Origin of the sequence: Pseudoalteromonas sp. ECSMB14103, from assembly GCF_000813065.1 — a bacterium.
Lineage (GTDB): Bacteria > Pseudomonadota > Gammaproteobacteria > Enterobacterales > Alteromonadaceae > Pseudoalteromonas > Pseudoalteromonas marina.
Genome location: NZ_JWGY01000006.1, coordinates 1 through 14,811 on the forward strand (window position 1 = coordinate 1; position 14,811 = coordinate 14,811).

Consider the following 14,811-nt stretch of genomic DNA (forward strand, 5'->3'; position numbering starts at 1 on the left):
CGAAACAGCGCCGATGATAGTGTAGCATTTGCTATGTGAAAGTAGGACATTGCCAGGCTTCAAATTCAGTCGAAGGACTTTAACCTTAATAAAAATAAGAAAATTGAAAAGAATTTTCTTGGTGACAATAGCGTTTTGGACCCACCTGATCCCATGCCGAACTCAGTAGTGAAACGAAACAGCGCCGATGATAGTGTAGCATTTGCTATGTGAAAGTAGGACATTACCAGGATCTAATTAAAGAAACCCGTTACAGCAATGTAACGGGTTTTTTGTTGTCTGGGGTTTAGTAAATTGGCGTTAAGCATACCGAGCTCAGTAATAATACCAATCCTAAAGTGAGCTTACATAATACCGACCAACACAATGAAAGTATGCTATCAGCGATGTGACTTTTTATCCCTCGGATATTCAAGTGAGTGGTGCAACGACTTTAATTAAGCGAAGCCTGTTGAGTAAAGTGACGCTTTTTGTATTTTGAAATGAAGTAAATCAATTAAGTTACAATTTCAAGGTGAGCTTTACTAATTCGTATAATTAAAGGATCTAGTCTTAAGTAAGGTAATAATATAAACAATAAGGTTATATTATTTATCACTGTCTAATAACTGATACCTTTAACCCTATGAGCGTCAGCTTTTCTATCAGGGGTTGATTAAATATTACTGTTAAAGAGTTTAAGGTTTGGTGAATAATAGCCTTATGTTTAGGTGATATAAATAGGTTATTGAATTTGCCAATTAGTGGTACTTATCATTAATTGTTTTTTCTTGTCGTTTGACCTCGCTTTAGAATGTTTATTGCGAATATAATTCACAATACAATTAATTTCATCTAACTAAACTAGCTCGTTTAATCTGAGGCATGGTAATATTTTCATTTAGCTAAATCTATTTGAGGTGTTAATTGCCTACTACAGATTACCAACGTGTATTAAATGAAATTACTCAAGAAGTCGCCCCTTTACTGTCTAAAGGGAAAGTAGCCGATTATATCCCTGCACTTGCTGAGGTTGACCCTGAGCAGTTTTCTATTGCCATATACACTACTGAGGGTGAAATCATTTGCGCAGGTGATTGTTCTCAGCGATTTACCATTCAGTCAGTATCTAAAGTGATGACATTAACCATGGCGTTACAGCGTTATGGTGACGAACTTTGGAACAGGGTAGGTAAGGAGCCCTCTGGTACAGCGTTTAACTCGCTTACGCAACTTGAATTTGAAAAAGGTGTGCCGCGTAACCCATTCATAAATGCGGGTGCTATTGTTACTTGTGATGCGCTTTATAGCCGCTTGTCTGCACCTATGCACTCGATGCTCGAAACATTCAGATTACTATCAGGTAATCGCGGCATTGTGATTGATAAAAAAGTGGCTAATTCTGAGTATGAATTTAGACACCGCAATGCTGCTATGGCGCATTTAATGAAATCGTTTGGTAATTTTGAGAATGACGTTGATGATGTGCTTTGGTCGTATTTCAACTTTTGCTCTATTGAGCTTAATTGTGTTGAACTCGCTAAGGCATATAGCTTTTTGGCAAATAAAGGAGTTGATCAGCTATCTGGTGAGCAGGTTTTAAGTAGTCGTCAAAATAAACAGCTTAATTCATTATTATTTACCAGTGGTTTATATGATGCTGCGGGTGATTTTGGGTATAGGGTCGGTATGCCAGGTAAATCAGGGGTGTCAGGAACTATTCTTGCGGTATTACCTAATAAGTTTACAGTAGCCGTTTATTCCCCAGGGCTTAATTCGTTTGGTAACTCAGTAGCAGGAATAGCAGCATTAGAGCTGCTATCTAAAAAGCTTGATATTTCTATCTTTTAGAGAGATGAAGGGAGCTTATTGCTCCCAATAAACCTGTTCTAAACAATCTTCACGCTCAGGTAAACCTCGCGATAAGCGGGGAGAGTGCTGAACAAGTACTTCATAACTTGCTCTGTTTGCATATTTACTTATTTGTGCAAGAGATGAGTATGTAATAGCTTGTTGATCGTGCTTTGCTGAGTTAGCGACATTAAGCTTATGATAAACATTTGCTGATAAGTCATGTAGTACAGCAGCGAGTGCACAGTCGCCAGCGCCATTGGTATTTTTGATTGAGTCAGGTCCGCCCATAAAAGGAGCCGTATGGCTGTATGCTCTTATAGGGTTTTCGCAATCTGCTTTACGCATAGCGCGTGAAAATTCATAGCGATTAAAGTCTGCAATAGCGCCAGGCAGTAGTGGGTATTCGGTTTCACGTTTAAAGCTGTCGTCAACATGGCCTGCCATGAATAGCCCTTTTTCACCTGCAGTGCATATAACAAGATCTACCCAGTCTAGTGCTTTGTCTGCTGCTAAAAGCGGGTCTTCAAACCCTGTAATAGCAAAGCCTTCTTCTTCGTTCATAGCAAGAATATCTACATGCTTTTCAACAAAGTTTGCCCACCAAGCAGGGTCTTGCTCAATTAAGAATTTAGTGCCTAGTGTAAGAACAACAGGCACGCCAGCATCGTTAGCATATTTAACTGCTTGCATAGTCGCATCAGTCATAGTTTCGTCATCTTGTGTTCGCATAAGGTATGCACTAATGACTAAAGCCGATGAGTTTTCTATCAACGATTTATCTATTGATTCTGGACGAAGGTAATTCATTAAACCCGCACTGATTGCAAAGGTGCGTTCGCCCGTTTCGTCAATAAGAGTGAAACAACGGCCTATTGGCCCATCAACAGGTTGTAAATAGTCTAAGTCTACACGGCTTGAGGTATTACATAAAAAGCGGTATGCGTAACTGCCAATTTTAATGTTTTCACTCATTACGCCTAATAAAACAGAGCGATCATCTGCAAGTACAGAATAGTTGTGCATTGTGTTACCAATGGTTCCACCTGCAAATTCATAATCAACCATGTCGTTTAATTTTAAGCGGTCGTAAAGAGCATTTGTTATGTCACTGTCTATAACTTGTGACATGCCTCTGCGTAGTTGAAACTCATCAAGGAAAGCTTGATCAACTTTTGCTTCTATATCAACAACTATTTGATCGATACCCGTAATATAGCTACGTTGTAATCTATCTGTTGCGTTAAGTTGATTAGTTAGTGGATCTTTGGCTTCCACTGGAAAATAATGTTTATGCCTGCGGCGTCCAGGAAATTTCATTCGCTACCCGTGTTGTGAGCTAAATAAAAAAAGCGAGAGATTATAACGTAAATCAGCGTCAGTGAGCCATTATTAACAGCTAAATAGTGTTTTATTTTTGCAATAAAGTAATCATTGCCGCGCTTTAGGAGGTTAACTAGGTATAATTAAAGCATAAAACGTAATTTAAGAAGAAATAATGAACAAGCCATTTGACGACGCTTATTGGATGGAACAAGCGCTTTTGTATGCAAAACAAGCCGAGCAGCTTAATGAGATCCCAGTAGGTGCTGTTTTAGTAAAAGATAATCAACTTATAGCATCTGGATACAATCGTTCTATAACTGATAATGACCCTTCAGCTCATGCCGAAATGATTGCAGTACGAGAAGCTGGCAAAGCACTCAATAATTATCGCTTAATTGACTGCACGTTATATGTAACACTTGAGCCATGCTCTATGTGTGCAGGATTATTAGTGCATAGCAGAATAAAGCGTTTAGTATTTGGAGCTCCAGATGCAAAAACTGGTTCAGCTGGCTCTATTATGAATTTACTGCAAGAACCAAGGCTTAACCATCAAGTTGAAGTTATTGGAGGGGTATTAGCCGATAAATGTGGTAACACTATATCTGAATTTTTTAAGCGAAGAAGGGCGCAAATTAAAGCAGCCAAGAAGGCTGCTCGTGGGGCTTAGAAATATTATTAATTGCCCGCTGGTATAGTGTCTTGTGCTTCCATTTGTTGCATAGCAAACATACGGCGACGCCAAATTATTTTTTTGTGTAAACCACGTAACATGATACGACGACGTGTTGCCGTTGAATAAATAACGTTTCTTTTTAATTTTTGTGTGCGTCTACGTTTTAGCATGTGTTCTCCTAATGCGTGAGAGTGAGAAAGGCACAAGATATATCTTTGAAAAAATTGAAATATACAATTACCACACATTAGTGATCATTTAATGACAAGTAAACAGATATTTTAGTTACCCACTACTTTGAAGCCGTAAACTTTCATAATTAATAAATATCGCATTAATCCATAATCCGCTATGGCGATTCATCTTGTTTTATATTGCTGGTGTCATCACGCTCTGTAGTGATATTTTCTTCGGTCATCGCATTGTTTTCATCAAGCCATACAAGCGCGTCGTAGTATCTGCGAATATTATCAACATATTTTACAGCCACATCGCCACGGGCATAGCCATAACGTGTATTACGGTAATATCGCTTTTTGATTAATAGCGGTAAGCGTTTTTTTACATCGGCCCATTTATCAGGGCTTGCCCCTTGTTGTTGGGTGATAATCCGCGCGTCGTTCACATGACCCCAACCAACATTATAAGCAGCCAAAGCAAGCCACGTCCTGTCTGGTTGAGGAATTCTATCAGGAATACGGGTTATTAATTTGCTTAGATACTGAGCACCGCCACGAATATTTTGTTCAGGCTCGAGACGATTTGTTACACCAACTTGTTTAGCTGTAATGCGTGTAAGCATCATAATACCGCGAACTCCCGTTGGTGATTTAGCGCGAGGGTTCCACATCGACTCTTGGTAACTTAATGCAGCTAATAAACGCCAATCAAGATCTCCTGCGTATTGTTCAAACCATGGCTGATATGTAGGTAACGTTTCTTTTATTGCCTCTATGTAAGCTAATGTATTTACGTAGTTAAACTGGCGTACATGACCAAAATATTTTTCTTCGAGTACATAAAGTTGGTTGTTTTGTTTTACTTCACCAAAAAATGGCACGAGCAGCGCATATAAAGAATCATCTTTTGACTTGCGAAGTATCCACGCAATTGGGTCATTATGACTTACTGAGAAGCCAATACTTAAATTAGGGTGATACCGGCGAAATAACGAAAGAGTGTGGGAATCAGCAAGAGTGTAGTCTATTTCACCATCTATAACCGCTTGCAAAAGTTCTTCTTCGTCAAATTCTTCACTTTCTATCCAGCTGAGTGATGGGTTGTTCTTTTGAGCTTTTTGCAGGGTAAGTGAGTGGCTACTTTTTGCTATAACCGTAAAGTTTCCATCTAGATCGTCAAACTTACGAGGACGAACGCGGCCTTGTTTATATACTAATTTTTGACTGATTGTTCTGTAAGTTGGGCCATACCTATATTGCTCCGCACGCGTTTTGTTGTAAGTAAGTCCTGAGGCAATTAAGTCTAAGTCACCACTTTCAAGGCGATCAAACATATCAGATAAATTAAAAAAGGGGACTATTTCAAGTTCAACACCTAAGTAATCAGCAAAAGACTGAGAAAGCTCATATTCAAAGCCTTGCTCGCCCTGAACTGCTTGATAATAATTGCTCGCACTTGCTAACGTGCCAACACGTATTTTGTTTTGCTCTTTGATGTGGGCAAGTTGAGTTGGCTGTTCTTGCATATTACATGCACATAACAGCATAACTAAAGTGATGATTATTATTAGCTTTTCTTTGAACATTGAGTGCCCCTTTAACACGCTAACACCCGTTATAACAAAACTTAGCCATTTCGTCACTTTCCCTTTTATTTTATTAGCTAAAACGGATTATAAATAAAGCTAAAAAGTTAATTTTATGAAAAGCTAAATTTGGAGTTAAATATGATGACTAATTGGACTATAATGCGTGCCTAAAATATCGTTCAATCCCTAACCCCGGATGAAATTATCTATGTTGATCCTTCGTGGTGCACCAGCACTGTCAGAGTTCAGAGTTAATAAAATTTTAGCGCGTTGCAAACAATCGCAACTTCCAGTCACCAGCGTATATGCCGAGTATGCTCATTTTGCCGATTTAACATCGCCTTTGAGTATTGATGAGCAGACCAAGCTTGAAAAGCTATTAACTTACGGTCCTACTATTGCCGAGCATACCCCAGCTGGCACACTTATTTTAGTTACACCTCGCCCTGGTACCATTTCTCCTTGGGCATCTAAAGCAACCGATATAGCGCATAACTGTGGCCTTAAACAGGTTCACCGTGTAGAGCGTGGTATTGCTTATTATATAGAAGGTGAACTAAGTGCAGAGCAACTTGCACAAGCAACGGCGTTATTACACGACCGTATGACCGAAGCTACACACACTGAGCTTGAAGCTGCAGCACAGTTGTTCCGTAATGATTCTCCTCGTGAAATGTCATCAGTTGATATTTTAGGTGGCGGACGCGAAGCATTAGCTGCCGCAAATATTGAGCAAGGTTTTGCCCTTGCCGATGACGAAATTGACTACCTAGTAGAAAACTTTAAAAAGCTAGGTCGTAATCCTAACGACATCGAATTATTTATGTTTGCCCAAGCAAACTCAGAGCATTGTCGTCATAAAATATTTAATGCTGATTGGACAATTGATGGCATTGAACAGCCAAAATCGCTGTTTAAAATGATCAAAAATACATTTGAGCACAATCCTGAAAATGTATTGTCGGCGTATAAAGATAACGCGGCAGTAATGAAGGGCTCAAAAGCGGGTCGCTTCTTCCCGAATGCGCAAGGTGAATATGCGTATCATCAAGAAGACATAGAAATTTTAATGAAGGTAGAAACGCATAACCACCCAACGGCTATTGCACCGTTTTCGGGGGCGGCTACCGGCTCAGGTGGTGAAATTCGTGACGAAGGTGCAACAGGTCGTGGCTCGAAGCCAAAAGCCGGTTTAGTTGGCTTTACGGTTTCTAACTTACGTATTCCAGGTTACGAGCAACCGTGGGAAAGCGACTTTGGTAAACCTGGTCGTATAGTCAACGCGCTTGATATTATGATGGATGGCCCACTGGGCGGTGCTGCATTTAATAATGAGTTTGGTCGTCCTAACTTATTGGGTTACTTCCGCACGTATGAAGAAAAAGTAACAAGCCACAATGGTGAAGAGGTACGTGGTTACCACAAACCAATTATGCTTGCCGGTGGTTTAGGAAATATTCGTGCTGATCATGTTCAAAAAGGCGAGATTCCAGTAGGTGCAAAACTTATTGCACTAGGCGGCCCTGCTATGAATATTGGTTTAGGCGGTGGTGCTGCATCAAGTATGGCATCGGGTCAATCAAACGAAGACTTAGACTTTGCTTCTGTACAGCGTGAAAACCCTGAAATGGAACGTCGTTGCCAAGAAGTCATCGACAAATGCTGGCAGTTAGGCGACGAAAACCCAATTGCATTTATACATGATGTAGGCGCTGGTGGTTTATCAAATGCGTTTCCTGAACTGGTAAACGATGGTGGCCGTGGTGGTAAATTCCAACTACGTGATATCCCTAACGATGAGCCTGGCATGGCACCACATGAAATTTGGTGTAACGAATCGCAAGAGCGCTATGTACTTGCTGTAGGTATTGAAGATTTTGATCGCTTTGAAGCAATTTGTAAGCGTGAACGTGCACAGTATGCAGTAATTGGTGAAGCAACTGCTGAACCTCATTTAACTGTAGCAGATAATCATTTTGATAATAACCCTGTCGATTTACCGCTAGATGTATTGTTAGGTAAAGCGCCTAAAATGCACCGCGATGTAACATCTCAGCAAGTAACGGGCACTGCCATTGATGCAAACGCTATTAACGTAGCTGATGCCGCGCAGCGTTTGTTACGCTTACCTACTATTGCAGAAAAAACATTCTTAATTACTATTGGTGACCGCTCGGTTACCGGTTTAGTAGCACGTGATCAAATGGTTGGCCCTTGGCAAGTACCTGTAGCTAACTGTGCGGTTACTGCGGCAACGTACGACACTTACCACGGTGAAGCTATGTCCCTAGGTGAGCGCACGCCGGCAGCACTATTAAATTATGGTGCTTCGGCGCGTTTAGCGGTGGCAGAGTCGTTAACTAATATTGCCTGTGCCAATATTGGTAGCCTAGAGAACATTAAGCTATCTGCTAACTGGATGGCTGCAGCGGGTCACCCAGGCGAAGACGCCGGCCTTTACGAAGCCGTAAAAGCGGTAGGTGAAGAGCTTTGTCCTGCGCTTGGTTTAACTATACCGGTAGGTAAAGATTCTATGTCGATGAAAACGACATGGAAAAACGAAGACGATAGTGCTGAGCAATCAGTAACGTCGCCGTTATCGCTTATTATTACAGCCTTTGGCCGTGTTGACGATGTACGTAAAACAGTAACTCCACAGTTACGCACTGATAAAGGCGACACTTCGCTTGTTTTAGTTGACTTAGGTGCGGGTAAAAACCGCATGGGTGCATCAAGCCTTGCACAGGTTTATAAACAGCTTGGTGATGTTACACCAGATGTAGACAGCCCTGAGCTACTTAAAGGCTTTTACAATGCCATGCAAGCACTTGTCGCTGATAGCAAGTTACTTGCTTATCATGACCGCTCAGACGGTGGTTTATTTACTACTGTAACTGAAATGGCGTTTGCTGGGCACACCGGTGTGACTGTTGATTTAGCTGGTTTAACCGGGACAGACCTAGAAGCACTTTATAACGAAGAGCTTGGCGCGGTAATTCAAGTGGCTAACAGCGATTTAGATGCCGTAAATGCTGTATTTGAGCAACACGGTGTTGCTGCAATTAGCCACGTGATTGGCTCGCTTAATAGCGACGATAGCATTGTATTTAACCGTGGTGAGCAAACAGTACTTAATCATACTCGTACTGAATTACGTACTATTTGGGCCGAAACAACGTACCAAATGCAAGCACGTCGTGATAACCCTGATTGTGCTAAGCAAGAGTTTGATGCCAAGTTTGATGCAAAAGACCCAGGCTTAAACGTAAAACTTAACTTTGACTTAAACGAAGATATAGCCGCACCTTACATTGCAACGGGCGCTAAGCCGCAAATGGCTATTTTACGTGAGCAAGGCGTTAACTCGCACCTAGAAATGGCTGCTGCGTTTAACCGTGCTGGTTTTGCCGCTGTTGATGTACACATGAGCGATATCCTCGAAGGGCGTTTAACTCTTGAGCAGTTTAAAGGCTTAGTGGCGTGTGGTGGTTTCTCTTATGGTGACGTATTAGGCGCCGGTGAAGGCTGGGCTAAGTCTATATTGTTTAACGATATGGCACGCGATCAGTTCCAAAACTTCTTCCACCGTGAAGACACCTTTAGCTTAGGTGTGTGTAATGGTTGTCAAATGTTATCAACATTGAAAGAGTTAATTCCGGGTACTGAGCATTGGCCACGTTTTGTAACAAATAAGTCAGAGCGTTTTGAAGCACGCTTTAGCTTAGTTGAAATACAAGAAAACCCGTCTGTGTTCTTTAATGGAATGGCTGGTTCGCGTATGCCAATTGCTGTATCTCATGGTGAAGGCCATGCAGAATTTGCAAACGATGCCGCCACTAAAGCTGCGCTTGAAAGCGGCACTGTTGCGGTTAAATTTGTAGATAACTACGGTAACCCGACAACACAATACCCGGCTAACCCGAATGGTTCACCAGAAGGTATTACCGGTATTACTTCTACTGATGGCCGTGCAACAGTAATGATGCCGCACCCAGAGCGTGTATTCCGCGCTGTTGCTAACTCGTGGCACCCTGATGAGTGGCAAGAAGATAGCCCATGGATGCGCATGTTCCGTAATGCACGTAAAAATGTAGGTTAAAAACAACATATACAAGTTAGATTCATAATCTAGCTGTAAAATAAAAAAGGCTGCACTGTGCAGCCTTTTTTGATTGCGTAGATTTAAAATTACGATAGTTTGTAAGGTATGAATAAAAGCTTATAAGGATAGTATGTTAAAGCGCGTTGGTTTAATTATGGGTGCTGTATTGCTAGGTATAGTTTTGCTTGGCTATGTATTTCGTTTGCCACTATTACAACGGGCTGTAGCCCCCCAGCTTGAAAAAGCAGGTGTTACTTTAAGTTGCTTAGATTTTTCGCTTACGAGCAAGTTAAATGTGTATATACAAAAAGCCTGTTTAAGTTACAAAAATCAAGAGCTTGTTGTTGAAGGCGTTACCGCAAATACTCGCCATGTTGAAATTAAACATGCAGCGCTTAATCTAAATCCACTTCCTCAAAGTAATAAAGTAAGCAGCCCTGCAACAATTTTAGATTTAGCCCTGCCCGAAAAAAGACCAACAATTACAGTTGAGCAACTAAGTATAAACAGTGAGTTTTTAAATCAGCCTTTAATTATAAGCATTAACGAGCCTAAGCTTAACCAGTTTGTCGTAAATGGTGATTTAAGTGCCAGTGCTACGCTTTACAATAATAAGGTACAAGGGCAGCTTAAAGTTAGTGATGAATTGCTTAAACAGTTACTTAAAACAGATAACGAGCTATTAAGTGGACTTAGCTTTAATACAACGCAAACATTTAGCTTTAACGGGATAGAGGCGAGCCTTGCTGGTAATTTACAAACCCTGTATGACTATAAAATACAAAGCTGTGGTATAACAAATAGCTCAAAAGGTGTACTAAGCGCTACATATAACTTAAATAGCCAAAAGCTTGATATAGACCCAAGCCAGCTTAAAAACAATGTAACGATTAGTAATAACTGCCAATCTCTTATTCCTGAAAGTGGCTACAAGTCATTTGCCATAAAGCAGCTTCCACTTAATTGGCAATGGGCTTTAGCTAAACAAATTAATTTTGCACATAACAACCTAACCTTACCGTTAATAACGCTCAAAAGTGCAGTGCAAGCCAAGCAAAATATAGATATAACGGTTACAGATACGTTTATAAATACTGCTGCACCGTTACAAAGCGCACGCATACAGCTAAAGGCACAGCTACATACGGATGAAATAGACGCTATAACGCTAAGTGCGCAGCTTAAAAACGCTCAATTAAGCGGTAATTACGATATTACGCTTACCGCTTTGCCTGAATTTTTACCGGCTGAGGCTAATAATATTAAAGCCCATGGCGACTTTACACTTACTCAACTTGTTGACTCTAAACCCGTAGGTAAAGTAAGTACTACATTTAGCTTTGATAAAGCCGTTGCTTATGGCACTACTATTAACACTTACACAGGTAAACTAGTGGCAAGTATGAGTGAAAAGCTCGATGCAAGCGTGGTTTTAAAAAGTGAGTTTAAAGGCGCTCAATACGAAGAGTATAAACTCACCGGTATTAATAACACCCTCAGTGCAAGGGCAAACTTAGGTGTGGGAGAGTTATTTGCTCACTTAAATGCAAACACCCAAATAAATAAACTGACAAGCCCAAATGTCGATTTAAATACAATAAACGTAACGTCAACCGGGCTGCAAAGTCGCGCGCTTAAAGCGTCTCATCACGTGTTTGTAAATGGTGTTGAGCTGGTGGCCAATCACCATGTTTCAAAGGTAGCGCATCCGTTTGAAGTGATTATACCGCAGCAAAGTGTGCTTTCGTTAAATTCACTCGTTAGCCAATTTGAACCGTTAGCTCAACTCACTCAAGGCGAGTTTAATGGGCGTATTAGTGGCGATGTTAACTTACAAAAAGCCAATTTTAATTTAACTATTGATGATACCAGCGCGCTTTATAACGATTACTTAGCTAATCAGTTTAGGGCGCAACTTAGTGGGCAATATGATTCAGGGCAGCTTAATGTTGAGCCAACTACCTTTAACCTCAATGAATTAAGAGCTGGCGCAGTAGTTAATAATATCAACGGTAGAATAAAAGTGGTTAATAACAGCGCGCAAGCATTTGATATAAGCGGTAATGTGTTTGATGGAGTTTTTGAATTAGATAAATACACGCTTTTAAAATCGCAGCAAACAGCCAATGTTACTTTTAAAGATATTGATGCGAGTAAACTCATTACCCTTGATGATAAGTCGGGAATTACCTTAACGGGCCGATTAAAAGGGTGGCTGCCACTTCATTTTAGTGACAGTGGGGTAGAGGTTACAAATGGCAACTTATTAAACCAAGGTGAAGGTAAGCTTATTATTAGCAATAACACAGCGTTTGACTCTGTTATGCAACAGCAGCAAGAATTACAGCCTGTACTGAGCTTACTTAAAAACCTTGATATACAAAAACTTAATAGTACAGTAGCACTTAACAGTGATGGTTGGTTAAATTTAGGTGTTAATTTACAAGGCTTTAATGAGCCACAACAGCAGCAAGTTAATTTTAATTATAATCACGAAGAAAACGTGTTTACGCTACTAAGAGCGCTAAGATTAAGTGACGAAATAACACAAAAAGTTGAGCAGCAATATTCTCAAAAAGGAAACTAATGATGAAAAATTCGTTAAGCATTAAGGCAATCATAGCCCTTGCTGCTATCAGCGCATTGAGCGCATGTACACACAGAGTAGAAGTAGCAGCTAAAGAGCCAATAACTATCAACCTCAATGTAAAGGTTGATCACGAAATTCGTGTAAAGGTAGATAAAGAACTCGATACCCTGTTCAGTGACGACAGCGAATTATTTTAGGAGCTAAATGATGACTATAAAAAATAAATTAAGTATTGCCACTTTAATTGGTGCAGTGTGTATGTCGTTTTCGGCGTGGGCGATTAGTTTAGATGATGCTAAAAGCCAAGGATTAGTGGGTGAGAACAGTTCGGGTTATTTAGGCTTAGTAGTACAAAATAGCGAAGCTAAAGCCGTTGTTGAAGAAATTAACGCAAAGCGTAAAGCTCAGTATTTAAAACTAGCTAAAAAGAACAATCTATCGCTCGCCCAAGTAGAAGCACTCGCAGCGGCTAAAACAATCGAAAAAACCCAAAGTGGTCATTATGTTGAAGTAAATGGCAGCTGGGTTAAAAAGTAACATTGAATTTGATACTTAAAAGCCGAGCCGTTATGCGCTCGGTTTTTTTATGCCTTCTAAAAGTTGCTGCCAAAAGTCGAATCCTTTGCGCCTTGCAAGTTTTATATTGTGCTCTGGTATAGATTCAGGCTCGTTATAGTTATCAAGCGCTTCGCTCATACTTAATTCGCGAATTAAATGCAATGTAGGGTAGGGAGCTCGGTTTGTGTAATTTGCTGCATCATCTTCGTCGCTGTCGGCAAACACGTAATCGGGATGAAAATTAGCAATTTGATATTTACCTTCAAAGCCTTGTGCAACCAGTAGCGCATTGGCTAAATCAACTAAATCTAAAAAGTCTTCAAAATCGCTAAAGCCGTTATCAAACAGTATTAATGTGGTTTCGCGCTCTGGATTTTGATTAAGCTGTGTGCATTGCTCAAGCATATCCATTACCGCATCATCAATTTTTACTGCTGGGCTAAGTACATAATGAATGCAGTTGTTCTCAACTTCTTTGCGGGCAAATGGGCAAAAGTTATATTTTACAATAACAGACGATACCCACTCACGGGTTTGAGTAATAGCTAAATTGGTCATGCTTGTGGCTCTAAATACTGATTAATTATGGTTAATGTTTTTTTAATGGCGCCTTGGTTTTTTAATACGCACTGCTGCGCTTTATTCCCTAAAGTTTGGCAAGCTTTAGTGTTTTGGCTTAAGTTAATTAATTGTGTAGCAAGTTCATCGGTGTTTTCAACAGCCACAGCGCCTTTTAATTTTATAAGCTCAGGGTAGATATGATCGAAATTATACGTATGTGGGCCAGTTATTACGCCAACTGAAAAAGCTGCAGCTTCAAGTGGGTTATGCCCGCCGCGGCGAATTAAACTGCCGCCTACATAACTGACATTACCAGCCCCATATAAACATTGCAGCTCGCCAAGTGTATCAGCTAATAGTACTTGCTCTTTTTGATAGTTATTGTTGCTGCGACGGCTAAAGCTAAGCGGGCTTTGAGCTAACGTGTCGGCTACTTTATCAAACTGCTCAGGGTGTCTAGGGGCAATAACTAAAAGCGAATTAGGGTGTTTTTTTAATAGTTGCTGGTGGGCATTTAATATCATTTCGTGCTCAAGCGGATGAGTAGAGCCTGCTACCCATACAAAACGCTCTTGGGTTTTATATTGTGCTTTAAGGTTTGCAACTGAGGCTAGTTGCTCATTGCTTGGGCTTATATCAAACTTAATTGAGCCTGTAACATGGCTTTTTGAGGAGGTTAAACCGAGCTCAATAAACCGCTCGGCATCTTTTTTATTATGGCTTGCAAGTACCGTGATTGAACGCATAATTATTTGCGTTAACTTGGGCACCTTTTGGTACCCTTGTTGCGATTTTTCGCTCAAGCGAGCATTAAGTACCAGTACCGGAATATTCTTTTTATGGCTTATTGCCATTAAGTTGGGCCAAAGCTCGGTTTCTAATATGCATAGCGCTTGTGGGTTTATACGTTTTAAAAATCGGGCGGTCGAAAACGCAAAGTCCATAGGTAAATAACTACACGCCACGGTATTTTTAAACTGATTAATTATTTGCTCGCGACCTGTAGGGGTATTGCAGGTAATAAGTATATTAAGCTGTGGGTGTTGTTTTTGCAGCGCTTTAATAAGAGGTGCAGCTGCAAGTACTTCACCTACAGAGGCGCAGTGCACAACTAACGGTTTGCCTTTGATTGTAAATAAGCTTTTGCTCACAAAGCCAAAACGCTCTTTAAAGTGTGCGCGATAGCCTTTGTTTTTTTTACCTCTTAATACATATAAGTAAAATACAATCAGCGGGCTAATTAAAATTAAAGCGAATGAGTAAAAAATGCGTGCCATACTGAACTTTTATTGAGGTAAGTGCCCTTAGTTTAACGCGAAAGTGATAATTTCTGAACATGTGAAGCACTAAATTATGTTCCAGTTCAGCTATATTCCTATAAAATACACACAACTAAATAA

11 protein-coding genes and 1 rRNA gene are annotated in these 14,811 nt (G+C 40.4%); 7 read left to right on the plus strand and 5 right to left on the minus strand.

Annotated elements, in window-relative coordinates:
* The first annotated feature begins 117 nt into the window (after positions 1–117).
* Both rrf and glsB read left to right on the plus strand, forming a co-directional pair.
* Positions 118–232: ribosomal RNA gene (gene rrf / locus RF53_RS10975) — 5S ribosomal RNA — on the plus strand.
* 674 nt (positions 233–906) lie between these two features.
* Positions 907–1,830 carry a glutaminase B gene (gene glsB, locus RF53_RS10980; RefSeq protein WP_006791600.1) on the plus strand — a complete coding sequence of 308 codons (924 nt, stop codon included), beginning with the start codon at positions 907–909 and terminating at the stop codon, positions 1,828–1,830.
* A 15-nt stretch (positions 1,831–1,845) separates the two neighbouring features.
* Here the strand turns inward: glsB and RF53_RS10985 are convergent, their stop codons facing one another.
* Positions 1,846–3,150: an inosine/guanosine kinase gene (locus RF53_RS10985; protein ID WP_010556927.1), complete on the minus strand. Its 1,305-nt coding sequence runs from the start codon at positions 3,148–3,150 to the stop codon at positions 1,846–1,848.
* A 178-nt stretch (positions 3,151–3,328) separates the two neighbouring features.
* On the opposite strand from RF53_RS10985, the gene tadA reads away from it, so the two are divergent.
* On the plus strand, positions 3,329–3,826 hold the full coding sequence (gene tadA / locus RF53_RS10990) for a tRNA adenosine(34) deaminase TadA (protein ID WP_039037684.1): 498 nt from the start codon (positions 3,329–3,331) through the stop codon (positions 3,824–3,826).
* Positions 3,827–3,834: 8 nt separating this feature from the next.
* On the opposite strand, the gene RF53_RS19520 is transcribed toward tadA, so the two are convergent.
* Both RF53_RS19520 and mltF read right to left on the minus strand, forming a co-directional pair.
* Positions 3,835–4,002 (minus strand): hypothetical protein, encoded by a 168-nt coding sequence (locus RF53_RS19520; RefSeq protein WP_006791597.1) that lies wholly within the window; start codon positions 4,000–4,002, stop codon positions 3,835–3,837.
* Positions 4,003–4,181: 179 nt separating this feature from the next.
* A complete protein-coding gene (mltF, locus tag RF53_RS10995; RefSeq protein ID WP_039037685.1) occupies positions 4,182–5,597 on the minus strand; it encodes a membrane-bound lytic murein transglycosylase MltF in 1,416 nt (471 codons plus the stop codon).
* Positions 5,598–5,808: 211 nt separating this feature from the next.
* On the opposite strand from mltF, the gene purL reads away from it, so the two are divergent.
* The 4 genes from purL to RF53_RS11015 all read left to right on the plus strand — a co-directional run bounded on the left by purL (position 5,809) and on the right by RF53_RS11015 (position 12,829).
* Positions 5,809–9,699, plus strand: coding sequence for a phosphoribosylformylglycinamidine synthase (gene purL, locus RF53_RS11000; RefSeq protein ID WP_039037686.1), 3,891 nt, complete (start codon positions 5,809–5,811; stop codon positions 9,697–9,699).
* Between the two features lie 133 nt (positions 9,700–9,832).
* Positions 9,833–12,289 (plus strand): YdbH domain-containing protein, encoded by a 2,457-nt coding sequence (locus RF53_RS11005; protein WP_039037687.1) that lies wholly within the window; start codon positions 9,833–9,835, stop codon positions 12,287–12,289.
* Positions 12,290–12,291: 2 nt separating this feature from the next.
* Positions 12,292–12,489, plus strand: coding sequence for a YnbE family lipoprotein (locus RF53_RS11010; RefSeq protein ID WP_010556932.1), 198 nt, complete (start codon positions 12,292–12,294; stop codon positions 12,487–12,489).
* 10 nt (positions 12,490–12,499) lie between these two features.
* On the plus strand, positions 12,500–12,829 hold the full coding sequence (locus RF53_RS11015; protein ID WP_006791592.1) for a YdbL family protein: 330 nt from the start codon (positions 12,500–12,502) through the stop codon (positions 12,827–12,829).
* Positions 12,830–12,859: 30 nt separating this feature from the next.
* Here the strand turns inward: RF53_RS11015 and RF53_RS11020 are convergent, their stop codons facing one another.
* Together RF53_RS11020 and waaA are read right to left on the minus strand one after the other, a co-directional pair.
* Positions 12,860–13,408, minus strand: coding sequence for a DUF1415 domain-containing protein (locus tag RF53_RS11020; RefSeq protein WP_039037688.1), 549 nt, complete (start codon positions 13,406–13,408; stop codon positions 12,860–12,862).
* Positions 13,405–14,688 (minus strand): lipid IV(A) 3-deoxy-D-manno-octulosonic acid transferase, encoded by a 1,284-nt coding sequence (waaA, locus tag RF53_RS11025; protein ID WP_039037689.1) that lies wholly within the window; start codon positions 14,686–14,688, stop codon positions 13,405–13,407. Before waaA ends, RF53_RS11020 begins: the two co-directional genes overlap by 4 nt.
* Between the last annotated feature and the right edge of the window lie 123 nt (positions 14,689–14,811).